This is a genomic window from Prevotella communis (genome assembly GCF_022024175.1).
Lineage (GTDB): Bacteria > Bacteroidota > Bacteroidia > Bacteroidales > Bacteroidaceae > Prevotella > Prevotella communis.
The window spans coordinates 1,671,310-1,693,712 of record NZ_CP091794.1; the positions used below are offsets into that span (position 1 = coordinate 1,671,310).

Consider the following 22,403-nt stretch of genomic DNA (forward strand, 5'->3'; position numbering starts at 1 on the left):
ATGACATTCGATGTAAACACTATACCAAATTTGTTAGATATTGTCTTTAAGGGACTCTTGATAGGCATCATTGCTTCTGCGCCTATGGGTCCTGTAGGTGTGCTATGTGTTCAGCGCACATTGAACAAGGGCAGATGGTATGGCTTTGTAACAGGTTGCGGCGCTGCCCTGAGTGACATTATCTATGCTGGTATTACCGGCTTGGGAATGGGTATGGTGGTAGAGCTTGTAAGTAATGATACCAATCGTTTCTACCTGCAGATAGTTGGTAGCCTGATGCTCTTGGCATTTGGCGTTTTTACATATCGCACAGACCCTACGAAGAATCTGCGAAAGCCTGGACAGAATAAAGGCACGTTGACACATAATGGTATTACGGCTTTCCTCGTAACGTTGAGCAATCCGCTTATCGTTTTCCTCTTTATGGCGCTCTATGCACAGTTCTCATTTGGTCTGCAGATTGATAAGCCCATTGAGTTGGTTGCCGGATTCATCAGTATCATCGGTGGTGCCTTGCTGTGGTGGTGGGGCCTGACATGGCTGGTAGACGTGATACGTCTGAAGTTCGACAATAACGGCATACGTATTATTAATAGGATTATTGGTACGCTGGTTATTATTGGTAGTATCATTGTGTTGCTCACCACGCTATTCAGTTTGCATCTATATAATATTTTCTAATTACAAGATATGTTTATCGCACAGGAATTACGTAAGAAGAATATTGCGGAATACCTGCTTTACATGTGGCAGGTAGAGGATACAATCCGTGCCTTCGACTGCTCGCTGGCACGTATTCGCCGCGAATATATTGACCGATTTGATTACAATGAAGAACAGAAGGAGGAGGAAGCCGACTGGTTTGGTAATCTGATTCGCATGATGAATACCGAGGGCTGTCGCCAGCAGGGTCACCTGCAAATCAATAAAGTGACGTTGCAGATGATGACAGAGTTGCATCAGCAGTTGCTCTCGTCGTCTAAGTTCCCTTTCTACAACGCAGAATACTATAAGGTATTGCCCTTTATCGTAGAATTGCGTAATCGTGGCGCCAATAAGGAAGAGGGTGAGGTGGAAACCTGTCTGAACCTGCTCTATGGCGTTATGATGCTGCGTTTGCAGAAGAAAGAGATTACGCCTAATACGCAGCACGCCCTGAAAGAGGTGTCTACGTTTGTAGGTATGCTGAGTGATTATTACAAGAAAGACAAAGAAGAACCATTGGAGTTTTAACTAAAAAAGATGAACATACTAATAACAGGCTGTAACGGACAGTTGGGCAACGAGATGCAACTGTTGGAAAAGAAGAATCTGCAGCACACCTATTTTAATACGGATGTACAGGAACTGGATATCACCAATCAGGATGCTATCGAGGCTTTTCTTGATGAGCATGCCATAGATGGTATCGTGAACTGTGCCGCTTTTACGGCTGTTGACAACGCAGAAGTAAACGAAGCCCTGTGTCAGAAGCTTAATGCCGAGGCACCTGCTTTCCTGGCACATGCCATTGAGCGTCGTGGTGGTTGGATGATTCATATATCTACTGACTATGTGTTCGACGGCACCAACTGCACACCTTATACCGAGGATGAGGACACGTGTCCTAATAGCGTTTACGGACGTACCAAACTGGTGGGTGAACTGAATGTGCAGAAACTCTGTCAGAAATCCATGATTATCCGTACGGCCTGGCTGTATTCATCGTTTGGCAATAACTTCGTGAAGACGATGGTTCGTCTGGGACGTGAGCGTCAGGAACTGGGTGTTATCTTCGACCAAATAGGCACACCCACATATGCCCGCGATCTGGCAGTCGCTATTTTCTCTGCCATCAATAAGGGTATTGTTCCGGGGGTGTATCATTTCAGTAACGAAGGCGTTACCTCATGGTATGATTTCACAAAAGCCATCCACCGGCTTGCTGGCATCGTGACCTGTAAGGTGCGCCCGCTTCATACTTCTGAGTATCCCACACCAGCAGCCCGTCCGCACTATAGCGTACTTGACAAGACTAAGATTAAGCAAACATACGGTATAGAGATACCTTATTGGGAAGACTCCCTTGCAGAATGTATTAAGAAATTATGAATCAAGAGATAGAAAGAAGAAGAACGTTTGCGATTATTTCGCATCCTGATGCCGGTAAGACCACGCTGACCGAGAAGTTCCTGCTTTTTGGCGGACAGATTCAGGTGGCCGGTGCCGTGAAGAGTAACAAAATCAAGAAGACAGCCACGAGCGACTGGATGGAGATCGAGAAGCAGCGTGGTATCTCGGTGTCAACCTCTGTGATGGAGTTTGACTATACGCCTGATGGCAAGAATATTGAGTATAAGGTGAATATCCTCGATACTCCTGGTCACCAGGATTTCGCTGAGGATACCTTCCGTACGCTGACAGCTGTTGATTCTGTCATCATCGTCGTTGACGGAGCCAAAGGTGTGGAGACACAGACGCGTAAACTGATGACCGTGTGTCGTATGCGCAAGACGCCCGTGATTATCTTCGTGAACAAGATGGACCGCGAGGGTCGTGACCCCTTTGACTTGCTCGACGAGTTGGAGAAGGAACTTGAAATCAAGGTGCGTCCTCTGTCTTGGCCTATCAACCAGGGTGCCAAGTTCAAGGGCGTGTATAATATCTATGAACAGAAACTGGACCTCTTTACGCCTGATAAGCAGCGCGTTACAGAGAAGGTTGAAGTGGAAATTGATTCTGAAGAGCTCGATAAGCGCGTTGGCGAGCAGGATGCTGAGAAGCTCCGTGAAGACCTCGAACTTGTTGACGGAGTCTATCCGGAATTCGATGTGGAGACCTATCGCTCTGCAGAGGTGGCTCCCGTATTCTTTGGTTCTGCGCTTAATAATTTTGGTGTGCAGGAACTGCTGAACTGCTTCGTGGAGATTGCGCCCAGCCCCCGTCCTACAAAGGCTGAGGAGCGTGAGGTACAACCCGAGGAACAGAAGTTTACAGGTTTTATCTTCAAGATTACGGCCAATATCGATCCCAACCACCGTTCATGTATTGCTTTCTGCAAGGTCTGCTCAGGCAAGTTCCAGCGCAACCAGCCCTACCTGCACGTACGTCAGGGAAAGACCATGCGTTTCACCTCGCCCACACAGTTCATGGCGCAGCGTAAGTCTACTATTGACGAGGCATGGCCAGGAGATATCGTAGGTCTGCCTGATACAGGAGGCATCTTTAAGATCGGTGATACGATTACTGAAGGCGAACAGCTGCATTTCCGCGGATTGCCTTCGTTCTCGCCTGAACTCTTCAAGTATATTGAGAATGATGACCCCATGAAGGCCAAGCAACTACAGAAAGGTATTGACCAGTTGATGGACGAAGGTGTGGCACAATTGTTTGTCAACCAGTTTAACAACCGTAAGATTATCGGTACCGTTGGTCAGCTGCAGTTTGAGGTTATCCAGTATCGTCTGGAGAACGAATACAACGCAAAATGCCGTTGGGAACCCGTACATCTTTATAAGGCTTGTTGGATTTCCAGCGATGACGAGAAAGAGTTGGAAAACTTCAAGAAACGCAAGTACCAGTATATGGCAAAGGATAAAGAGGGTAGGGATGTGTTCCTGGCCGACTCAGGCTACGTGCTCCAGATGGCACAGCAGGACTTTGAGCATATCCAGTTCCACTTTACCAGTGAGTTCTAAGACGAATAAGACTAAGGAATTATCTCTTAGATTTTATTGATATCCACGTATCCGTGCATCACCGCGTAGATGGTGAGCGCGGATACGCTTTTCATACCCAGTTTCTCCATGATATTCTTGCGGTGGGTAATCACCGTGGCCAGTCCGATATTCAGCTTGTCGGCTATCTCCTTATTGATATAGCCCTGCACAATCAGCGACATGACCTCTATCTCACGGTCCGACAGGATTTTCTGTTGCAGGATTTTGGGCATCTCGGGCATGTTGCGTCCGTTGGCATGCCCCCTATGCTGCAACGTCAGTAGTGAGCGCACAAGCTCAGACTCGGGTACGTTGATGCAGAGTGAATGAAATTCCGTTAGCGTATTACCGCTGTTGAGCGAGAGGGTCAGCACAATCGTCTTACGTTGACGTTCCGTAAAGAAGGACTTGTTTTCCAGTACGATGTTCATCGAAACAAAATAGTGCATATACTGCTCAGGATTGTTGGCCATCAGTTCTGCCATCGAACCATAAGTATCGATGGTGGCTATGGGCATCACGTTTTGTAGTAACTGCTTCAATCCGAGCACTGCCAGGGTGTTGGGATCGATGATGGCAATATGTGGTCGACCTTCTTTATTCATAACGGGTTGCAAAGTTACAAACAATTTACAAATATACCAAAGTGTTAGGATGTACTTAGGTTAATAAAGTTTAAATATTGGAATTATTTTGGGTGGAGTGTTGTTTATTTGAGAAAATAATCCTAAATTTGCAGCGTGTTTTTCATGGTATTAGATTATTAAGGTTAATTATCGAAGATTGATTGTCGCGAGACAAACAATCTTCCCCCAAAGCAATTACGATTTGTAATTGCTAAACGAAAAAGGGAGCCTGTGAAGGTTCCCTTTTCTCGTATCTATACCCAAGGCATTCATGTTCTCGTATCGTTTTTCTTGTCTGCTGGTGATTATAGGGTATAAAAAAATGAAGACCGAAGTCTTCATCTTTCAGTAGGAACATTGGGACTCGAACCCAAGACCTCTTCAATGTGACTGAAGCGCTCTAAACCAACTGAGCTATGCTCCTGTGCTTTGTGAACCCGAAGGGATTCAAACCCTTGACCTTCAGAACCGGAATCTGACGCTCTATTCAGCTAAGCTACGGGTCCCTTTGTGTTCGTTAGCGGGTGCAAAAGTACACATTTTTTTCTAAAGGTGCAAATTTTTTTTCATTTATTTGCAACGATTGATAGAATTCTTTGTAACTTTGCACCTCGAAAGTAAGCATAGAACAAACTGATGGAAAAAAGAACGCTGATTCTTGGTATCGTAATGGTTTTAATCCTGACTTGTTGCAAGGATTTAAAACCTCAAAAATCTGATGACTCAACACTGGATGAAGACTCTTTGGAGTTGGCTGATTCGCTAACGGGAGAAGAGAGTATGGACGAGTTGATTTCGGAAGCACCTATGCCTGTGGCGGCAGAGGAGTTGTTTGATGATTTCCTGTTTAACTTCGCGTCTAACAAGCGTCTCCAGATGGAGCGTGTGAAATTCCCGATTATTGTGAGTTCGGAGGCTAAGGCCGACACACTTGATAGGAAGGAATGGCAGATGGAACATTTCTTCATGCATCATGGGGAATATACGCTGATATTCGATAGTGAGGCACAGATGGAGTCCGTTTCAGATACCTCCGTGAATCACGCCATCGTTGAGAAAATCTTCCTGGACCAGGGGTTTGTGTGCCAGTATCAGTTCGACCGTAAGAACGGACGCTGGATGCTCGACAGGATGAACAAGCAGACAATGTCTCATAATCCCAACGCTTCTTTCCTCTCATTCTATCGTCGCTTTGCCACCGATTCCGTTTTCCGTCAGCAGAGTCTGGCACAGGAGATAGCCTTCAGTGGTCCTGATCCTGATAATGACTTTGAACAGATGGAGGGCGTCATTACGCCTGATTTCTGGGACGCCTTTGCACCTGAACTCCCTCACGGTACCATTTATAACATTGTGTATGGCCATCCTCACACACATTCTAATGTCAAGATATTCCTGTTGAGAGGCATTGCCAACGGTATGGAGGTAGCACTGACCTTCCGCCGTGAGCACAACGAATGGAAACTCACAAAACTGTCTGAATGATGAGAGATGAAGTTAACTATAGTCTGTTAGCCCACAACACCTTCGGCATCGACGCCAGGTGTTTTCGCTTTCTGGAATATGCTGACATTGAGGATGCCCAGATAGTTGCTAAAATGTTGCGTGGTATATCGACGCCCCCGCTTATTATCGGTGGTGGAAGTAACCTATTGCTTACGGGTGACTATGACAGTTATGTGGTTCACTCTGCCATCAAAGGACATGAGGTACTTCCTGCTGATGATGCTGATCACCTGCTGCTGCGTGTAGGTAGTGGTGAGGTATGGGACGATGTGGTGGCTCTATGTGTGAAGAATGGTTGGCAGGGTGCTGAAAACCTCTCGTTGATACCAGGTGAGGTGGGGGCATCTGCCGTTCAGAATATCGGTGCCTACGGTAGTGAGGCCAGCCATATTATATATAAGGTGGAAGCCGTTGAAATCTCTACAGGTCAGCTCCGTGAGTTTAAGGCCGAAGATTGTCAGTACGGCTATCGCCAGAGTCGTTTTAAGACAGAGTGGAAAAACCGGTTCCTGATTACCCACGTCACCTACCGTCTTTCAAAGCAGACAGGCAACCTCAATATCGAGTATGGTAATATCCGTGCCGAACTGGAACGCAGACATATAGATAATCCCACGTTGCAGCAGTTGCGCGACGTGATTATTGATATCCGTAACAATAAACTGCCCGACCCCAAAGTCCTGGGGAATGCTGGCAGTTTCTTCATGAATCCTGTGGTGGGTCGTGAGCAGTACGAACAGCTCTTGGCGCAATATCCCCAGATGCCTCATTACCATATTGACGAGCAGCACGAGAAGATTCCTGCCGGCTGGCTCATCGAACAGGCTGGCTGGAAGGGGCGGTCTATAGGCCCCGCTGGCGTACATGACCGTCAGGCATTGGTGCTGGTGAATCGTGGTGGAGCGAGAGGTGCTGACATTGTGTACCTCTGTCAACAGATTCAGAAGGATGTCCTTGATCGCTTCGGCATTCAGATAAATCCAGAGGTGAATATCATATGAGAATCACATTCCTCGGCACAGGCACATCGTGTGGCGTACCCGTGATAGGTTGCCAGTGTAAGGTTTGTCAGAGCACAGACCCCAAGGACAAGCGTCTGCGCTGTTCTATTCTGGTAGAGACCGACAACACCCGTATCCTCGTTGATGCCGGTCCCGATTTCCGTCAGCAGATCCTGCCACAGCCCTTCCGTCGCATCGACGCCATTCTGGTCACCCATTCCCATTACGACCACATGGGCGGTATGGACGATATCCGTCCTTATTGTCAGTTTGGCGAGATGAATGTTTATGCCGATGCCATCGCCCGTAGAGGGATGCTCGAGATGCTGCCTTACTGTTTTGTAGAGAACCGTTACCCAGGTGTGCCTCAGATAGGTCTGCACGAGATCAGTGCCGGCAGTCCCTTCACCATTGGCGATATCCCCGTGATGCCCATCCGCGTGATGCATGGCAAGTTGCCCATTCTCGGTTTCCGTTTCGACACTTTCGCCTATATCACGGATATGAAGTATATTGAGGACGACCAGTTGCCCTTGCTCGAAGGTGTGGAGACGCTATGCGTCAACGCTTTGCGTTTCGATAAGCCCCACCACTCCCATCAGTTGGTAGATGATGCCATCGCCTTTGCCAGAAGAGTAGGGGCCAGGCGCACCCTCCTTACCCACATGTGTCATGATGTAGGTCTGCACGAAGAGGTCAACAAGATACTACCTGAAGGTTTTGAGTTGGCTTTCGATGGTCAGGTATTAGAAATAAAATGAGTCTCAGCAATTACTGAGACTCTTTTTTTTCTTTAGCGTCGGAAAATATTCAGGATACTGCCGTAGTTGCGCTTCAGTTTATGCAGCATCATCACGCCGTCGTAGGCCATGAAGCCGTATTTCACGTATTTCAGAATCTGTTCGCTGCGCGACAGGTCTTCCTCCTTCTCCATCAGTTTGCCCCATAACTGCTTAATCTCCTCGTTTTCCAACTCGATGACTTCGTCCAACTGCTCTTTGCGCATCTGGATTTCCTCTATTGAGTGATACGGTCTTACACGTCTCTTCTTTGCCATAGTCAGTAAAAAGCGTTAGTTAAGCAACATTCTTGACAGGTATTTCACCAGCGGACGCTCAATCCATGACTTACGTGAGCCATAGACCATCAGCAACAGGAGCAGATAAATACCGGCTACAATCACCAGCGACAGGACGAGCCCCGTGAATTGCGACAACCATACGGCAAAAGCTGCCGACAGGAAGAATAGCGAGATAGACAGAATAACGGCCAGTGTCACAGCCAGTGCTATGGCACTCAATAGGCGCACTACCTTCTCTACAACATCCAGTTTCGCATATTCCTTGCGAAGCTCGAAGTTGTGCTTCACCATCTCAACGAGTTGGGTGATAGTCTCTATATTCTTATCGCTTGACAGCATTTCCTAATTTACAATTGTCAATTTTCAATTATCAATTGTCAATTCCCTTAATCCGCAGCTTCATCCAGGTCGTCAATCAGATCGCCCACATCCTTGCGGTTCAGTTTGATGTTGTGCTTTTTCAGAAATTCATCCACGGTGTTTGATATTTTCTCGCGTGTGTTGCTGCCTTTGTCGGGAGCCACGAGAATACCGATGGCTGCACCAGCTAATGCCCCACCAAGGAAAGCTCCCAGATAACCTAAACCTTTCATAACTAATAAATGATAAGTGAATAAATAAATTTTCTGCGAGCAAATTTACACAAAAATATAGAAAAGACAAGTGTTTTGCGTGGATTTTTTTGTTAAATAGCCCATATTTTGTCCATTTAACAAAGTTTATGCACCTTTTTGGTCCATATTTCGACGATATTTTGTAATTTCGCACGGTAAAAAATTGAATTATTCAAGAATAATAAATAAAAGAATTATGAAGAAGTACATCGTTTTGTGCGCAGGCCTTTGCCTGGCTATGTCATTTACCGGTTGTAAATCTAGTGAGAGTGCCTACAAGAAGGCTTACGAGAAAGCCCAGGCTCAGGCTCAGACCACACAGCAGGAAACACCAGTAGTTCAGGAGACTCCCGTAGTGACGCCTGTTGTCACAAAGCCCGTTACCGAGACAAAGGTTGTTGACAATCTGGATAACGTCACCGTTCGTCAGGAGCGCGTGTCTGTTGTCAACGGTGCTGGTCTGAAGGACTTCAGCGTTGTCGTTGGTTCTTTCTCTGTGATTGCAAATGCCGAGGGTCTGCAGCAGCGTCTGAAGAATGCCGGTTATGCAGCTCAGATTGTAAAGAACGATGAGCGTAACATGTATCGTGTTATCGCTTCTACCTTCGCTACAAAGGCAGAGGCTGTTCAGAGCCGCGATCAGCTGCGAGCTACCTATCCCGATGCATGGTTGCTGTTCTACACTCGCTAAGCATCAATACGATTGGCAAGAATACTTTCTATCGACTACGGTCGTAAACGAACAGGTTTAGCAGTCACCGATCCGCTTCAGATTATTGCTGGCGGATTGGCGACTGTTGCTACATCAGAGCTCTTTGAGTGGCTGCAGGCTTATATAGCCCGTGAACCTGTGGAGCGTATTGTGATTGGCGAACCGCGTCAGCCTAATGGTGAACCCAGCGAGAACCTGGCACGTGTGCAGCAGTTTGTGAACCGTTGGCGCAAAGCCGTGCCCAACATTCCCATTGAGTATTACGACGAGCGCTTCACGTCGGTATTGGCGCATCAGGCCATGATTGACGGCGGTCTGCGCAAGAAGGCGCGTCAGAACAAGGGACTGGTTGACGAGATTAGTGCTACGATTATCCTTGAGGACTATATGCGTAGCCGTAAGTTTTAATGTTAAATATTTAATCTTTAATCTAAAGTGATTTTACCTATTTATATTTACGGACAGCCCGTGCTGCGTAAGGTTGCAGAAGACATTACGCCCGACTATCCTGAGTTGAAGACACTCATTTCTAATATGTGGGAGACACTGGCCGATTCAGAAGGTATCGGATTGGCAGCGCCTCAGGTCGGACTTGATATTCGTTTGGTAGTCATTGACTTAGACCCATTGTCTGAAGATTTACCTGAATACAAGGATTTCCGTCAGGTATATATTAATGCTCATATCGTGGAGTACGACGAAACCAATACCGACGCTTCTGAGGAAGGCTGTCTGTCGTTGCCTGCTATCCACGAGAAGGTGATTCGTCCCACGCGTATCCGTGTGCAGTGGATGGACGAGAACTTCCAGGCTCATGACGAGTGGATTGAGGGTTACCTGGCACGTGTGATGCAGCACGAGTTCGACCACCTGGACGGAAAGATGTTCATTGACCGTATCTCTCCTCTTCGCAAGCAACTCATCAAGAGTAAGTTGAAAGCGCTTACTCAGGGTCGCTATCGTTGTGGCTACAAGACCAAGCCCGTCAGGAGATAAGAAATGATAGGTGAGAGATGAAAGATATGATTAGTTCTTTCACGAGAGGATTGTGCTTTGGGAATAAACTGGGCTGCGTTTCTCGTATTTCCTTTGTAATCATATCTCTCATCTTTCATTTTTCACCTGTTTTTGCCCAGTTCAACACTGACCGTCTCATTGCCATAGGCCGTTCTGCGCTCTACTATGAGGACTACGTGTTGTCTATCCAGTATTTCAATCAGGCCGTTATAGCCAAACCTTACCTCTATGAACCTTGGTTCTACAGGGGTATAGCCAAGTATTACCTCGACGATTATGCTGGTGCCGAGAACGATTGTTCGGAGGCTATCAAACGTAATCCTTATGTCACCAACCTTTACGAGCTGCGCGGACTGACGCGCATCCAGCAGGAGAAGTTCTCCGAGGCCATCGACGACTATACGCGGGCGTTGAAGTATGCCCCCGACAACCGTGGCCTGTGGCACAACCGCGTGCTTTGTCGTATGCACGATAAGCAGTACGACGAGGCCCTGCTTGAACTTGATACCATGCAGAGTCGCTGGAGCCAGTATGCCCGTGCCTACGTGATGCGTGCTGATGTGTATATGCAGATGAAGGATACCGTGCAGGCCCTCTCGGCACTCGATAAAAGTATTGAGATTGACCCCTATGACGGACAGGCTTGGGCGGCGCGCAGCATCATCTATCTCTCCCGTGAGGAGTGGGATTCAGCAGTGGTCCAACTGGACCGTGCCATCCACCTGATGCCGCGTCATGCAGGCTGTTATATCAATCGCGCCCTGGCTCGCATTCATCTGAATAATCTGCGTGGGGCCATGGCCGACTATGACATGGCGCTGGATCTGGAGCCCAATAATTTCCTGGGGCATTATAACCGCGGACTGCTCCGTGCGCAGGTGGGCGATGATAACCGTGCTATTACCGACTTCGACTTCGTATTGAAACTGGAACCAGATAATATGCTGGCGCTGTTTAATCGTGCCGTGCTGCTCGATAAGACGGGCGACCTGAAGGCTGCTATCCGCGACTATTCCAAGGTGATTGATGAGTTCCCCAATTTCTGGACCGGACTGGAATTCCGTGCGGCCTGCTATCGTAAGTTGGGTATGACCAAGCAGGCCGAGGCCGACGAGTTCACCGTCTATAAGGCGCGCCTCTATAAGCATCTCTACGGCACCCAGCCACGCATGGATCCCAGTCAGATACGTAAGCGTAGCGATGCTGATGTGGAGAAATATAACCAGTTGGTGATGGAAGACGAGCAGGAACAGGAGCAGGAGTACGAGAACGAGTATCGTGGTCACGTGCAGAACCGTCGTGTGGAGATGGATTTCCAGCCGATGTTTGCCCTGTCGTATGTGCCTCAGCAGCACGAGGTGAACAGTCGTAATCCATATGACGAACAGGTGGAAAAGGCGAATGCTCAGTTGAAGAATCGTCAGTTCTATATCAGCAACACCCACACGTCGCTCGATGATGCGCAGTCGGCTGTCTATTTCCAGCTCATTGACACACTCTCGCAGGGCATTGAGAATACATCATCTACTGTAAGTGCTGCCAACTTGTTGCTGCAGCGTGCTGTGGCTTACTCTATGCTCCAGAATTTCGAGGCCGCCATTGAGGACCTTTCTACTTATCTCTATATCGACTCCACCTCCGTGCTTGCCCTTTGGCAACGCGCTGTGTGCCAGATGCGTATCAATCGTTTCCAGGCTTCTCAGGGCACCAATGTGCAGTTGCAGAATGCCAGTGTGCGTGGCGACTTGACGCATGCCCTCGAACTGAGTCCTGAGTCACCTTGGCTGTTATATAACCTGGGAACCATGGCTGCCTTCCAGCAGGATTATGCCGTTGCCGTGGATTATTTCACTGCAGCCCTCCGTCATGACCCCTCGTTTGCCGAGGCTTATTTCAACCGCGGACTGTGCCGCCTCTATCTGAAGCAGCAACAAGAAGCCGTGCTCGACCTCAGTAAGGCGGGCGAACTGGGACTTTATCATGCCTATAGCCTGATAAAGAAGAATAATAAGTGATTTAGAATTTCCCGAAACTTTCGTTGTCTATAGCCTTCACAGCTATGCACTCCATCTCGATGAGCCAGTCAGGACGACATACTGCTGCCCTCACGATGACCAGTGGCTTATTGGGGAAACGCTCCTGAAACAGTTCCTTCACTACCGCATAGTCGCTTCCGTCGCGCAGGTACACGATCATCTGGGCTACGTCGTCGAAGGTGCATTCTGCCTCGTTGAGCAGGGCCTCCACGTTCTCCCACATCCTGTGCGTCTGCTTTACCACGTCCTTCTGATGCACCACCATACCCTTGTTGTTGATGCTCGCCGTACCTGATATCAGTACGTGGCGACGGTCACCGTAGTCCACGCGTGTGCCGCGCTCGAAACTCACGCCATAGTCGCTGGTGCGGTTCAGGTGCGTAGGTGCATAGAGATACGTTATCTGCTCTTTCTTGATACCATCCACAGCATAGTTGTCCATCATTGTCAGCACGTTGGGATCGTGCATACGTCCACCGATGCCCGTCGAGGCAATGAAGTGCGTGCTGTTGGTCAGTCCCTGCGTGAAGAATACCTGGTTGCGAGCCCTCACCATGCCACCGTAGTTCAGGTCTATATCGTTGACAAACAGCCACGTACGCAGGCAGTTGGCCTCTAGTGTACATCCCTCCTGAGCCAGCTGCATCACATACTCGTTGAAGAGCAGTCGCATCTGATATTCCGAGTTGGCCGCCATGTTGTGAGCACTGGCGTTCCACAAGTGACGATAGGCTCCATGACGTACCTCAAAGAGTTCACTTGCCAATGGACGCGTCTCCACATCCGTCAGCAGATACACCCATAAGGCAATCTTCGTACCGTCCAGCGGTGCCTGTTCCACGATACTCTTGGCACAGTCGCTCGAATCGGCCACTGCCACCTCGTCGGCCTGGTTAGCCGCATCACTCAGGAAGTAGCGCTTAAACACGGCCACCGTTCCCTTCAGTTCCCCATCTATCAACTGCTGATACGCATTCATCAGCGCATCCAGTTGTGTGTGGAAAGTCAGACGGCAGTCTGTCACGTGCATAATAGCATGGTATTCTTTTACTCCTTCGCCGCGATCAAAGGCGAAGACGTCAGCATTTGCGTTAGTGTAATCGATATGTTGTATCATAGGTTTTTATTTTGGGATACAAAGTTAATTAATAAAATCGACAATTGAAAATGTATCGTGGAAAATTTGCCCTGCATACCTAAAAAAGGGGAAAGCCCCTGAGGCATTGTGCTTCAGGAGCTCTTTTTCTTATTTATGAACGCGCTAATTGCGTTTCTCCTTGATGATACCATGTCGATAAGCGTAGAGCAAGTCTTTCAGTTCTGATATCTGACTGCGCAGCTCTTCGCCTTTATCTGTGTCTGCAACGAGCATACGATGGGCCGACATCTCTACAATCTGGGTTGATGACTTGATATCCGTGCCTCGTAAAATGGCATCCTGGGCACTGGTGAACGGCTCGTGTTGTACCAAGACGAAACCGCGACTATGATATACCAATGTGTAGCCGGCAATACCTGTCTCACTATGATAGGCCTCAGAGAAGCCGCCGTCAATCACCATCAGTTTACCACCTGCCTTAATAGGATTCTCACCCTTTGATGCGTGTACAGGCACATGACCATTGATGATATGGCGGTTGGCACCAGTCACCTCAAAGGCATCAAGAATACGGTCACAGACATCCTCGGAATTACGCAGTTTGAAATAGTTGCCCTTTTCCTCCTGATAGGTTGATTTGTCCGTCAGGAAATAGCGCTCGAAGGTAGCCATCTTTGACTTGTCAAATAGGGGAGATTCCTTTCCACACCACAGATATAGGAAATAATCCTTGGCATATTCCTTTAAGTCGGCCGGGGTATCACTTTGGAAAGCAGCGCGCACCAACTGTCCTATATATGACATCAGTTCCTTACCTGCATATGACTTTCCCAGAATCTCTACATTTTTCAAGGTTCCATCGTCGTTGAGCGGTATGGAAGCATGAAACAGCAGATTCTGGTTGCAGATGGTGTACATACAGCCATGACTCAGAATGGTACGAATATGTTTACGTAGTTTCTCAGACACACGGAAAGAATGATGCAGCTTCTTCATCAAGGTATCTTCCTCGGGCGTTAATGCATTGGGATTATCAGCTGAGATGGTTGGGAAGTGGCACGATTTCATAGCATATTCCTTTCCATCAATAGTACAGGTCTGATTAGTGAAATCTATATGTTCCAAGAGGTTACGGTCGTTCATCTGCCACTCTGGTCGACGATTGAAGATAGCAGCCTCAGTCTTGAACTGTATCACAGCAATGGCTTTGTGCATCTTAGCAATCAGATGGCGCGTCTTTTCATCGAGACGTCCGTCGTCCTTCAGGAGCTTAGGGATAAACTCCTCACATGGATCATCACCATAGACCTCAAGGGCAAAGGTGGCCAACGGTACCATGTTAATACCGTATCCTTCCTCTAACGTAGCCAGATTAGCATAGCGCAGACTCAGGCGCAATACATTACAAATACAGGCATCGTTACCTGCTGCAGCTCCCATCCAAAGGATATCATGATTACCCCATTGGATATCCCACGAATGATATTGACGAAGCGTATCCAGTATAATATGGGCACCAGGACCGCGGTCGTAGATATCACCCAGAATATGCAGTTGGTCAATAGCCAGGCGCTGAATCACATTACAGATGGCAACAATGAAATCGTCGGCACGTCCTGTAGAGATGACGGTATCAACGATAACAGCCACATAAGCTGCCTTATCCTGATCGTCAGTACGTTCATGTAGCAGTTCCTCAATGATATACGAAAACTCCTCTGGCAGATTCTTGCGTACCTTTGAACGCGTGTATTTGCTGGACACATCACGACAGACACGTACCAGCTGATGAATCGTGATGCGATACCAGTCGTCCAGATCCTCTTCTGCAGCTTTAATCAGTTCAAGTTTCTGTTCTGGGTAATAAATCAGCGTGCATAACTCTTTCTTCTCAGTTTCGCGTATGGTATTACCGAAGATTTCACCCACTTTACGTTTGATATTACCAGAGGCATTTTTCAATACATGAATAAAGGCTTCATGTTCGCCGTGAAGGTCTGCCAGAAAATGTTCTGTACTTTTCGGCAGATTCTGGATAGCCTCAAGGTTAATGATTTCACTGGCTGCATCAGCAACCGTGGGGTAGGTATTTGACAGTAGATGGAGATAACGTAAATCGGTGTTCATAGTCTTAAATGGTTTTGAAGGTCATCCCGAAGTCTTCGGGTGTTATTATTATCTTCTGGTGGGCAAGGGAAATAGCCCTCGTCAAGATGTAACTGTTCTTTTAAAATCTGTAATACACTTACAAACAGTGCATTATAATCATTTTCTTCAATTAGTTCAAGAAGTTTTTCGTCATCATGACTATCACTAATCAGTGCTTTGTAGATATTAACAAGACGGATTAAAGTGATACCATTACGCTGAATATCATCAAGCATACCAATGATATTGGTGCCCGTTATACTCGATGGAACGGTATAATTTTCAGGCAGATAGCACTCAAAAGCGTCATGTGCCGGTTGTTCCATGCCTAAGACAGAAAGCCCTTTTTCAAGCAAAGAATTGATGCCTTCGAGTGAAGAATAGATATACAATAAACGAGGTTGCTGTATCGATGGAATGGGAATTTCCTGTTCAACCCACCTTTTGTCGCCATGAATAGCAGCCTTCAAAATCACAGGAAGAGCATCCTTCGTAGCCTCTTCCATTAAAGCAAGAGGATTAGAATTCATCACTTTCTGATAGACCTGCATCATCTTTTGTGCCGTTTCATCGATATCCACCTGTTTGGTAACCAGTGGATTCATGATAACCTCGATGCGCTTGGCACCAAGGGCACGCAAAGTCTCAGCTTCCAAAGAACTTCTTGCTACAACAGCATAGTAGTCGTCGAAAGTTGACCGAAGGCCGTTGGGCGATACAACCCATCTTGCGTCTGCCTGCCATTTCACATCCACAGAACCATGCTGATGAATGATATCCGGTTGCCATTCCCGGCATAATCGCTTAAACTCATCAGCATTATCCGTTGCTTTCGACTCGATTTTATCCATCAGGAGATGGATAAACCGAGCCGTCAACGAATCGTTCTTTGGGTAGACATGCAAGACTTTAATCATATGTCATCACTGGTGTATGCTTGCGGAAGCTGGCGACAGTTATACTGTGACGCCATAATCTCACCATAGGCACCCGCAGAACGGATAGCGATGAGATCGCCTCTTTTAGCTTTATTCAAATCAATCTGTTTGGCAAAGACGTCGCTGGATTCACAGATAGGACCAACCACATCATATGCCTCCATAGGTTCATCACTTGAGATATTCTCAATCTTATGATAGGCCTGATAAAGGGCAGGACGAATAAGGTCGGTCATACCAGCATCGACAATACAGAATTTCTTTTTTGCACCTTCCTTAATATATAAGGTACGCGCGAGCAGGCTACCCATCTGAGCTACGACAGCACGTCCCAACTCAAAATGCAATTCCTGACCTGGACGAAGTTTCAATTTCGTGGCATAGGTATCAAAGTAAGACTTGAAATCAGGGATAGACAGTCGGTTAGGATGCTGATAGTCGACACCCAGACCACCGCCTACATTGATGCTCTTAACGATGATACGATGAGATTCCAACTGATTCTGTAATTCGTTGATACGATTACAAAGTGCCTGGAAGTCGGCCATGTCAAGAATCTGCGAACCAATATGGAAATGCAATCCAATAAAACGGATATTTTTCATCGACAAAGCCAGTTCAATAACACTTTCCATATCGCGCATGGCAATACCAAACTTATTCTCAGCCAGACCTGTTGTGATATTGGCATGAGTATGTGCACCCACATCAGGATTGATGCGGAAAGCTACCTGGGCAATGGTATTCTGCTGGGCTGCAAGTTCATTGATAACCTCCAACTCTGGGATACTCTCCACGTTGAAACAGTGGATGCCTGCTTTAAGACCAAGGTTAATTTCCCAATCACTTTTACCAACTCCTGCAAACACAATCTTTTCGGCAGAGAAACCAGCTTTCAGAGCTGCCTCTATCTCACCGCCACTGACACAATCTACACCAAGACCTGCCTGCTTGATACAGCGGAGCACACTTGGATTAGCATTGGCCTTTACGGCATAATGCACGATAAAGCCCTCGTGCTTACCGGCTTCCTGGTTGATAGAAGCCAGCGTTTCACGCAGCAAATCCATGTCGTAGTAGTAGAAGGGTGTCCTCAGTGACTGAAACTTTTCTATAGGAAATATACCTTTCATCTTTACTTGGGGGAATTTTTAATGGAAGAGATTATCGCTCAGATTCTGAAGAGCACGCTTCTTGTCTTCCTCACGAATCAGGAATGAGATGTTGTAGTTGCTACCACCATAGGAAATCATGCGTACGGGGATGTCCTTCATAGCATCCATCACCTTTGTCTCGAAACCGATATTAGACCAGTCCAGATCACCAACGACACAGATGATACACATATTGGTGTCAACCGTAACGGTGCCATACTTCTTCAGTTCATCCATGATGCCACCCAAGTTGGCCGAGTTGTCAATACTCATAGACACGCCAACCTCTGAGGTACATACCATATCGATTGGCGTCTGATAGCTCTCAAAGATCTCAAACACCTTACGCAGGAAACCTGTAGCCAACAGCATGCGTGATGACTTAATCTTAATGGCCGTGATATTATCCTTGGCAGCAACAGCCTTAATCTTGCCGTACTCGGTAGCATTGGAAATCGTTGTACCCTCAGCATCAGGATCCATTGTGTTCAAGAGGCGAACAGGTATACCAGCATACTTGGCAGGCTGCACACAGGTGGGGTGCAGAATCTTAGCACCGAAATAGGCCAGCTCTGCAGCCTCCTCAAAGTGCAACTGATGAACGGGTTCAGTCTTGTCAACGACACGTGGGTCATTATTATGCATACCGTCAATATCAGTCCAAATCTGAATCTCTTCAGCATTCAAGGCTGCACCAATCAGAGAAGCAGTATAGTCAGAACCACCACGCTGCAGGTTGTCAATCTCACCATAAGCGTTACGACAGATAAAACCCTGAGTGACATAAACCTGTGCACCAGCATTCTTCTCCATCAATGCACCCAGTTTCTCCTTGATATATACAGGATCTGGCTCTGCATTCTTATCGGTACGCATGAAATCGAGCGCATTCAGCAATACAGCATTGATGCCATTCTCCTTCATATAGTTGACAACCATATTCGTGGACATCATCTCGCCCTGAGCCACAATGCTCTTCTCTTCAAATGAAGTAAATAATTCCTTTGTGAAAGAGCGCAGATAATCGAACTCCTCACTCAGGAAGTCCTTTGTCAGCGTCTGATATTCCTCTGTGGTATAGAGCTCTGGCAGATGACGGTAATACTTCTGCTCCAGCGCATTGATTACCTCATTGGCTCCATCAGGATTCTTTTTGTAGAGATAGTCAGAAATCTCAACGAGGGAATTGGTAGTACCAGACATGGCAGAAAGTACTACAAACACGGGCTCACCAGACTTTGTAACCAGTGCGGTTACCTCTTTCATTCTCTGTGGGGTACCAACTGAAGTACCACCGAATTTCATTACTTTCATAGGTATATGTTTTTTGTGTTTGTGATTCAGTATTTAATCATCCTCAATCTTCATCTTGTTGAAGTCGTTGGTAACCTCCTCAAGATGTTCATCGAAGCAACGATACACGATGCCAGGATACTTATCGAGAAGCGGCATGTTATGCGTTGACATAATAACAGCCGTACCTGTCTGTGATATCTGACGCATCAGCTGCATGATACCATCAGCCGTCTCCGGGTCAAGATTAGCCGTAGGTTCGTCGGCCACGATGAGCTTGGGAGAATTCAGGATAGCCCGGGCAATAGCAATACGCTGTTTCTCGCCACCCGACAACTCATGGGGCATCTTGTTGATCTTTTCAGACATGCCCACATCACTGAGCACCTTTTCGATGCGTTCCTGCATCTCCTTCTTGTCCTTCCAACCAGTAGCCTTCAAGACAAACTGCAGATTCTTCAGCACGCTACGGTCGGCCAGAAGCTGAAAATCCTGGAAAACGACACCCAGCTGGCGACGGATGGCAGGCACCTGCTTGAGTTTCAATGTCAGCATATCCTGGTCCAGCACCTTTGCCTCTTCACCCTCGTCAATGAACAGTTCGGCATAGATGGTTTTCAGCAGCGAACTCTTACCAGAGCCCACCTTACCTATAATATATACAAACTCTCCATTACTCACATGGAAGTCAACATCCTTAAGGACGGGAATACCATCCTTTTGGCAAACTGTTACTTTTTTATATTCTATCAACATCTATTTGAAGATTTTTCAGTCACAGAAAATAATTATTTCATCTCGCCTGCAGCCTTAGCCTTACGACGTTTGGCATCCCATTCAGGATCATGACGGCGATGTAATTCTTCTGCGATATTTTCTATACGTAAGCCCTTGCTTGTCAGGAGCACCAGCAGATGATAAATCATATCAGATGCCTCATAGACCAGATGTTCATCATCACCGTTTGTTGCCTCGATAACAGTCTCAAGAGCCTCTTCGCCCACCTTCTGAGCCATCTTGTTCACACCATCACGGAATAGTTTTGTGGTGTAACTTCCCTCAGGCATCTCCTGATAGCGCTTCTCGATAAAGTCCTGTAATTCAGACAAGAAACTGATGGCAGGTTTCTGATTGGTCTCTCCCCAGCAGGTATCCGTACCTTTATGACAGGTAGGACCAATAGGGTGCACCTTCACAAGTAATGTGTCATTATCGCAGTCAATATCCATACTGACCAGATTCAGGAAGTTTCCACTTGTCTCACCCTTAGTCCAGAGAGTCTGACGGGTGCGACTCCAGAAAGTGACCTTTCCTGTTTCCACAGTCTTCTTATAGGCCTCCTCATTCATGAAGCCCAGCATCAACACATTCTTTGTGTCAGCATCTTGTATGATGGCAGGAACCAAGCCCCCCATCTTCTCAAAATCTATTGTCATAGTCTTACGTTTATTCCTTCTTGTGTCAAATATTGTTTTAATTCTGGTATGGGTATCTCACCGAAATGGAAGACACTTGCAGCTAATGCCGCATCAGCATGTCCTTGTTGGAACACATCCCTGAAATGTTCTTTCTTACCTGCGCCGCCACTGGCAATGATGGGGATATCAAGATTATCGGCCAGTTGCGCCAGTGCCTCATTGGCATATCCATTCTTCACGCCATCATGATTCATACTCGTGAAAAGAATCTCGCCAGCACCACGCTCCTGAACCTCATGGGCCCATTCAAACAGGCCACGTTCCGTTCTCTCGCGTCCACCTTTCAGGTAGCAATGCCAGCCATCAGCATCCAGTCGGGCATCGATAGCCACCACACACACCTGAGAACCGAAACGGTTGGCTACCTCTTCTATCAGATGAGGATTGCGCAAGGCGGCACTATTGATGCTCACCTTGTCTGCACCGGCATACAACATGCGTTCTACGTCAGCCAGTTCATTGATACCACCGCCAACCGTAAACGGGATATTGAGTTGCTGGGCCACCTTGGTGACCATCTCCGTAAAGGTCTTTCGTCCCTCAAAACTAGCCGTGATATCCAGGAATACCAATTCATCGGCACCAGCCTCGCTATAGGCCTTGCCGAGCTCTACAGGGTCTCCTGCACTTCTCAGTTGTACAAAATTTATTCCCTTGACGGTCTCACCGTCCTTCACATCTAAGCAAGGGATGATTCGTTTTGCCAGTCCCATAGTTCTTTCAAATTGATTCTTCCCTCATAAATAGCTTTCCCGAATACCACCGAGGGGATGCCAGCAGCATCAAGTTCCTTAATATCATCAATAGAGCTAACCCCACCACTTGCAATGAGATGCAAATGAGGATACGTCTCCATCACCTTTTTATATAAAGGTATAGCCGGTCCTGACAAAGTTCCGTCTTTAGAGATTTCGGTACACAGGACATTCACGACACCCATGTCAACATAATGTTTCAGGAAGGGAAGGAGTTCCTGTTCCGAGTCATCTTTCCAACCATTGATGCTGATACGGCCATTACGTACATCAGCACCCAAGATGATGCGCTCCGGACCATACTTCACCAACCAGCGCTCCAGCAGTTCCGGATGGGTGACTGCAACAGAGCCGATAGTCACCATTGATGCACCGGCTTCAAAAGCCTTGCCGATATCATCATCTGTCTTGATGCCACCGCCAAAGTCAATCTTCAGCGATGTCTCTTCGGCCAGTCGGCTCAGAACCTTGCTGTTAACGATATGACGCGACTTCGCTCCGTCAAGATCAACCACATGAAGACGGGTATAGCCAATCTCTTCAAACTGGCGGGCCATCTCCAGAGGTTCGCCATAAACAGTTTTCTGTTCATAGTCGCCCTTGGTCAGTCTGACGCAGTGTCCTTCGATAATATCTATTGCAGGAATCAGTTCAATCATAGTTCTAAGAAATTTCTAATGATTCGTTCACCAACACTTCCACTCTTTTCCGGATGAAACTGTGTTGCGTAGAAGTTATCCTTATGCAATGCAGCGGAATAAGGCTGAATGTAGTCGGCTGTAGCAATGGTCTCAGGACAAGAAGGCACATAGAAGCTATGTACGAAATAGACAAACTGTCCCTCAACGCCTGTCATCAGCTCTGACTTGGTGTCGTAGATTTTGTTCCATCCCATGCAGGGCACCTTGTCCTCATGTCGGGTAGGGGAGAAACGCTTCACCTCCGCATCAAAGATGCCCAGACAATCCACATTACCTTCTTCCGAATGGCGACAGAGCAACTGCTGGCCAATACAAATACCCAGTACAGGCTGAGTCAGCGAGCGGATCACCTGATCCAACCCATGTTCACGCAAATAAGCCATAGCGCCACTTGCCTCTCCCTGACCAGGGAAAAGCACGCGGTCTGCCTGCCTCAGCTGTTGGGCATCATCAGTGAGCAACGGTTCCACACCCAGTCGCTTCAATGCATTCATGACTGAGTAAATGTTGCCCGCGTTATATTTGACGACTGCTACTTGCATATCT

Annotated in this window: 25 protein-coding genes and 2 tRNA genes; 11 read left to right on the forward strand and 16 right to left on the reverse strand. The window is 47.2% G+C overall.

What is annotated here, in order from left to right:
• The 4 genes from L6466_RS06775 to L6466_RS06790 are packed head-to-tail and all read left to right on the forward strand — an operon-like array spanning position 1 to position 3,677.
• A complete protein-coding gene (locus L6466_RS06775) occupies positions 1–681 on the forward strand; it encodes a LysE family translocator (RefSeq protein ID WP_091818631.1) in 681 nt (226 codons plus the stop codon).
• 9 nt (positions 682–690) lie between these two features.
• Entirely contained in the window at positions 691–1,233 is a 543-nt protein-coding gene (locus L6466_RS06780; protein WP_091854341.1) for a DUF4924 family protein, read from the forward strand.
• Positions 1,234–1,242: 9 nt separating this feature from the next.
• Entirely contained in the window at positions 1,243–2,091 is an 849-nt protein-coding gene (rfbD, locus tag L6466_RS06785; protein ID WP_091818633.1) for a dTDP-4-dehydrorhamnose reductase, read from the forward strand.
• Positions 2,088–3,677: a peptide chain release factor 3 gene (locus tag L6466_RS06790; RefSeq protein ID WP_091818634.1), complete on the forward strand. Its 1,590-nt coding sequence runs from the start codon at positions 2,088–2,090 to the stop codon at positions 3,675–3,677. Before rfbD ends, L6466_RS06790 begins: the two co-directional genes overlap by 4 nt.
• A gap of 26 nt (positions 3,678–3,703) precedes the next feature.
• Here the strand turns inward: L6466_RS06790 and L6466_RS06795 are convergent, their stop codons facing one another.
• The 3 genes from L6466_RS06795 to L6466_RS06805 all read right to left on the reverse strand — a co-directional run bounded on the left by L6466_RS06795 (position 3,704) and on the right by L6466_RS06805 (position 4,830).
• Positions 3,704–4,303: a response regulator transcription factor gene (locus L6466_RS06795; protein WP_091818635.1), complete on the reverse strand. Its 600-nt coding sequence runs from the start codon at positions 4,301–4,303 to the stop codon at positions 3,704–3,706.
• A 370-nt stretch (positions 4,304–4,673) separates the two neighbouring features.
• Positions 4,674–4,748: transfer RNA gene (locus L6466_RS06800), tRNA-Val, on the reverse strand.
• An 8-nt stretch (positions 4,749–4,756) separates the two neighbouring features.
• Positions 4,757–4,830 (reverse strand) — tRNA-Arg (locus tag L6466_RS06805).
• Positions 4,831–4,960: 130 nt separating this feature from the next.
• Between L6466_RS06805 and L6466_RS06810 the strand changes: the two genes are divergently transcribed.
• Genes L6466_RS06810 through L6466_RS06820 form a run of 3 tightly spaced genes read left to right on the forward strand, consistent with a single transcriptional unit; the run spans position 4,961 to position 7,592 of the window.
• Positions 4,961–5,809, forward strand: a complete 849-nt coding sequence (locus L6466_RS06810; RefSeq protein ID WP_091818636.1) for a DUF4348 domain-containing protein — start codon at positions 4,961–4,963, stop codon at positions 5,807–5,809.
• Entirely contained in the window at positions 5,809–6,831 is a 1,023-nt protein-coding gene (murB, locus tag L6466_RS06815; RefSeq protein ID WP_237803556.1) for a UDP-N-acetylmuramate dehydrogenase, read from the forward strand. Before L6466_RS06810 ends, murB begins: the two co-directional genes overlap by 1 nt.
• Positions 6,828–7,592 (forward strand): MBL fold metallo-hydrolase, encoded by a 765-nt coding sequence (locus L6466_RS06820; RefSeq protein WP_091818637.1) that lies wholly within the window; start codon positions 6,828–6,830, stop codon positions 7,590–7,592. Before murB ends, L6466_RS06820 begins: the two co-directional genes overlap by 4 nt.
• A gap of 32 nt (positions 7,593–7,624) precedes the next feature.
• Here L6466_RS06820 and L6466_RS06825 read toward each other — a convergent pair whose 3' ends face one another.
• The 3 genes from L6466_RS06825 to L6466_RS06835 are packed head-to-tail and all read right to left on the reverse strand — an operon-like array spanning position 7,625 to position 8,505.
• A complete protein-coding gene (locus tag L6466_RS06825; protein WP_091854346.1) occupies positions 7,625–7,888 on the reverse strand; it encodes a hypothetical protein in 264 nt (87 codons plus the stop codon).
• A 15-nt stretch (positions 7,889–7,903) separates the two neighbouring features.
• A complete protein-coding gene (locus L6466_RS06830) occupies positions 7,904–8,251 on the reverse strand; it encodes a phage holin family protein (RefSeq protein WP_091818639.1) in 348 nt (115 codons plus the stop codon).
• A gap of 47 nt (positions 8,252–8,298) precedes the next feature.
• Positions 8,299–8,505: a YtxH domain-containing protein gene (locus L6466_RS06835; RefSeq protein ID WP_091818640.1), complete on the reverse strand. Its 207-nt coding sequence runs from the start codon at positions 8,503–8,505 to the stop codon at positions 8,299–8,301.
• Positions 8,506–8,722: 217 nt separating this feature from the next.
• Between L6466_RS06835 and L6466_RS06840 the strand changes: the two genes are divergently transcribed.
• Genes L6466_RS06840 through L6466_RS06855 form a run of 4 tightly spaced genes read left to right on the forward strand, consistent with a single transcriptional unit; the run spans position 8,723 to position 12,270 of the window.
• On the forward strand, positions 8,723–9,217 hold the full coding sequence (locus L6466_RS06840) for an SPOR domain-containing protein (RefSeq protein WP_091818641.1): 495 nt from the start codon (positions 8,723–8,725) through the stop codon (positions 9,215–9,217).
• Between the two features lie 12 nt (positions 9,218–9,229).
• Positions 9,230–9,646 carry a Holliday junction resolvase RuvX gene (gene ruvX / locus L6466_RS06845; RefSeq protein ID WP_091818642.1) on the forward strand — a complete coding sequence of 139 codons (417 nt, stop codon included), beginning with the start codon at positions 9,230–9,232 and terminating at the stop codon, positions 9,644–9,646.
• Positions 9,647–9,673: 27 nt separating this feature from the next.
• Complete coding sequence (def, locus tag L6466_RS06850) at positions 9,674–10,234, forward strand: peptide deformylase (protein WP_237792807.1); 561 nt, start codon at positions 9,674–9,676, stop codon at positions 10,232–10,234.
• Positions 10,235–10,260: 26 nt separating this feature from the next.
• Complete coding sequence (locus tag L6466_RS06855) at positions 10,261–12,270, forward strand: tetratricopeptide repeat protein (RefSeq protein ID WP_091818707.1); 2,010 nt, start codon at positions 10,261–10,263, stop codon at positions 12,268–12,270.
• Between the two features lies 1 nt (position 12,271).
• Here the strand turns inward: L6466_RS06855 and L6466_RS06860 are convergent, their stop codons facing one another.
• From L6466_RS06860 to hisH, 10 genes are all read right to left on the reverse strand, one after another.
• A complete protein-coding gene (locus L6466_RS06860) occupies positions 12,272–13,408 on the reverse strand; it encodes a Rid family hydrolase (RefSeq protein ID WP_237803384.1) in 1,137 nt (378 codons plus the stop codon).
• Between the two features lie 144 nt (positions 13,409–13,552).
• On the reverse strand, positions 13,553–15,517 hold the full coding sequence (locus tag L6466_RS06865) for a fructose-1,6-bisphosphatase (protein ID WP_091818645.1): 1,965 nt from the start codon (positions 15,515–15,517) through the stop codon (positions 13,553–13,555).
• On the reverse strand, positions 15,514–16,455 hold the full coding sequence (locus tag L6466_RS06870) for a glycosyltransferase (RefSeq protein ID WP_237803383.1): 942 nt from the start codon (positions 16,453–16,455) through the stop codon (positions 15,514–15,516). The genes L6466_RS06865 and L6466_RS06870 overlap by 4 nt, the downstream gene beginning before the upstream one ends.
• Positions 16,452–17,609, reverse strand: coding sequence for a diaminopimelate decarboxylase (lysA, locus tag L6466_RS06875; protein ID WP_091818647.1), 1,158 nt, complete (start codon positions 17,607–17,609; stop codon positions 16,452–16,454). The genes L6466_RS06870 and lysA overlap by 4 nt, the downstream gene beginning before the upstream one ends.
• Positions 17,610–17,627: 18 nt before the next feature.
• A complete protein-coding gene (locus tag L6466_RS06880) occupies positions 17,628–18,944 on the reverse strand; it encodes an aspartate kinase (protein WP_091818648.1) in 1,317 nt (438 codons plus the stop codon).
• Positions 18,945–18,977: 33 nt separating this feature from the next.
• Positions 18,978–19,679: a cell division ATP-binding protein FtsE gene (locus L6466_RS06885; protein ID WP_091818649.1), complete on the reverse strand. Its 702-nt coding sequence runs from the start codon at positions 19,677–19,679 to the stop codon at positions 18,978–18,980.
• Between the two features lie 32 nt (positions 19,680–19,711).
• Positions 19,712–20,359 (reverse strand): bifunctional phosphoribosyl-AMP cyclohydrolase/phosphoribosyl-ATP diphosphatase HisIE, encoded by a 648-nt coding sequence (gene hisIE / locus L6466_RS06890; RefSeq protein WP_091818650.1) that lies wholly within the window; start codon positions 20,357–20,359, stop codon positions 19,712–19,714.
• Positions 20,356–21,114, reverse strand: a complete 759-nt coding sequence (hisF, locus tag L6466_RS06895; RefSeq protein ID WP_091818651.1) for an imidazole glycerol phosphate synthase subunit HisF — start codon at positions 21,112–21,114, stop codon at positions 20,356–20,358. The genes hisIE and hisF overlap by 4 nt, the downstream gene beginning before the upstream one ends.
• The gene (hisA, locus tag L6466_RS06900; RefSeq protein WP_237792803.1) at positions 21,081–21,815 is read right to left on the reverse strand and encodes a 1-(5-phosphoribosyl)-5-[(5-phosphoribosylamino)methylideneamino]imidazole-4-carboxamide isomerase; all 735 of its coding nucleotides are present in this window, start codon (positions 21,813–21,815) and stop codon (positions 21,081–21,083) included. Before hisA ends, hisF begins: the two co-directional genes overlap by 34 nt.
• Entirely contained in the window at positions 21,812–22,399 is a 588-nt protein-coding gene (gene hisH, locus L6466_RS06905; RefSeq protein ID WP_237792802.1) for an imidazole glycerol phosphate synthase subunit HisH, read from the reverse strand. The genes hisA and hisH overlap by 4 nt, the downstream gene beginning before the upstream one ends.
• Between the last annotated feature and the right edge of the window lie 4 nt (positions 22,400–22,403).

What these genes read in the sequence shown, in the direction of transcription:
- L6466_RS06865 (WP_091818645.1), bottom strand. Translation starts at nt 15,517, where the DNA reads ATGAACACCGATTTACGTTATCTCCATCTACTGTCAAATACCTACCCC.
- hisA (WP_237792803.1), bottom strand. Translation starts at nt 21,815, where the DNA reads ATGATTGAACTGATTCCTGCAATAGATATTATCGAAGGACACTGCGTC.
- L6466_RS06885 (WP_091818649.1), bottom strand. Translation starts at nt 19,679, where the DNA reads ATGTTGATAGAATATAAAAAAGTAACAGTTTGCCAAAAGGATGGTATT.
- hisH (WP_237792802.1), bottom strand. Translation starts at nt 22,399, where the DNA reads ATGCAAGTAGCAGTCGTCAAATATAACGCGGGCAACATTTACTCAGTC.
- L6466_RS06855 (WP_091818707.1), top strand. Translation starts at nt 10,261, where the DNA reads ATGATTAGTTCTTTCACGAGAGGATTGTGCTTTGGGAATAAACTGGGC.
- L6466_RS06880 (WP_091818648.1), bottom strand. Translation starts at nt 18,944, where the DNA reads ATGAAAGTAATGAAATTCGGTGGTACTTCAGTTGGTACCCCACAGAGA.
- L6466_RS06810 (WP_091818636.1), top strand. Translation starts at nt 4,961, where the DNA reads ATGGAAAAAAGAACGCTGATTCTTGGTATCGTAATGGTTTTAATCCTG.
- rfbD (WP_091818633.1), top strand. Translation starts at nt 1,243, where the DNA reads ATGAACATACTAATAACAGGCTGTAACGGACAGTTGGGCAACGAGATG.
- L6466_RS06835 (WP_091818640.1), bottom strand. Translation starts at nt 8,505, where the DNA reads ATGAAAGGTTTAGGTTATCTGGGAGCTTTCCTTGGTGGGGCATTAGCT.
- L6466_RS06790 (WP_091818634.1), top strand. Translation starts at nt 2,088, where the DNA reads ATGAATCAAGAGATAGAAAGAAGAAGAACGTTTGCGATTATTTCGCAT.
- murB (WP_237803556.1), top strand. Translation starts at nt 5,809, where the DNA reads ATGAGAGATGAAGTTAACTATAGTCTGTTAGCCCACAACACCTTCGGC.
- L6466_RS06830 (WP_091818639.1), bottom strand. Translation starts at nt 8,251, where the DNA reads ATGCTGTCAAGCGATAAGAATATAGAGACTATCACCCAACTCGTTGAG.
- L6466_RS06795 (WP_091818635.1), bottom strand. Translation starts at nt 4,303, where the DNA reads ATGAATAAAGAAGGTCGACCACATATTGCCATCATCGATCCCAACACC.
- L6466_RS06820 (WP_091818637.1), top strand. Translation starts at nt 6,828, where the DNA reads ATGAGAATCACATTCCTCGGCACAGGCACATCGTGTGGCGTACCCGTG.
- L6466_RS06780 (WP_091854341.1), top strand. Translation starts at nt 691, where the DNA reads ATGTTTATCGCACAGGAATTACGTAAGAAGAATATTGCGGAATACCTG.
- L6466_RS06840 (WP_091818641.1), top strand. Translation starts at nt 8,723, where the DNA reads ATGAAGAAGTACATCGTTTTGTGCGCAGGCCTTTGCCTGGCTATGTCA.
- L6466_RS06870 (WP_237803383.1), bottom strand. Translation starts at nt 16,455, where the DNA reads ATGATTAAAGTCTTGCATGTCTACCCAAAGAACGATTCGTTGACGGCT.
- L6466_RS06860 (WP_237803384.1), bottom strand. Translation starts at nt 13,408, where the DNA reads ATGATACAACATATCGATTACACTAACGCAAATGCTGACGTCTTCGCC.
- hisF (WP_091818651.1), bottom strand. Translation starts at nt 21,114, where the DNA reads ATGGGACTGGCAAAACGAATCATCCCTTGCTTAGATGTGAAGGACGGT.
- hisIE (WP_091818650.1), bottom strand. Translation starts at nt 20,359, where the DNA reads ATGACAATAGATTTTGAGAAGATGGGGGGCTTGGTTCCTGCCATCATA.
- L6466_RS06825 (WP_091854346.1), bottom strand. Translation starts at nt 7,888, where the DNA reads ATGGCAAAGAAGAGACGTGTAAGACCGTATCACTCAATAGAGGAAATC.
- lysA (WP_091818647.1), bottom strand. Translation starts at nt 17,609, where the DNA reads ATGAAAGGTATATTTCCTATAGAAAAGTTTCAGTCACTGAGGACACCC.
- L6466_RS06775 (WP_091818631.1), top strand. Translation starts at nt 1, where the DNA reads ATGACATTCGATGTAAACACTATACCAAATTTGTTAGATATTGTCTTT.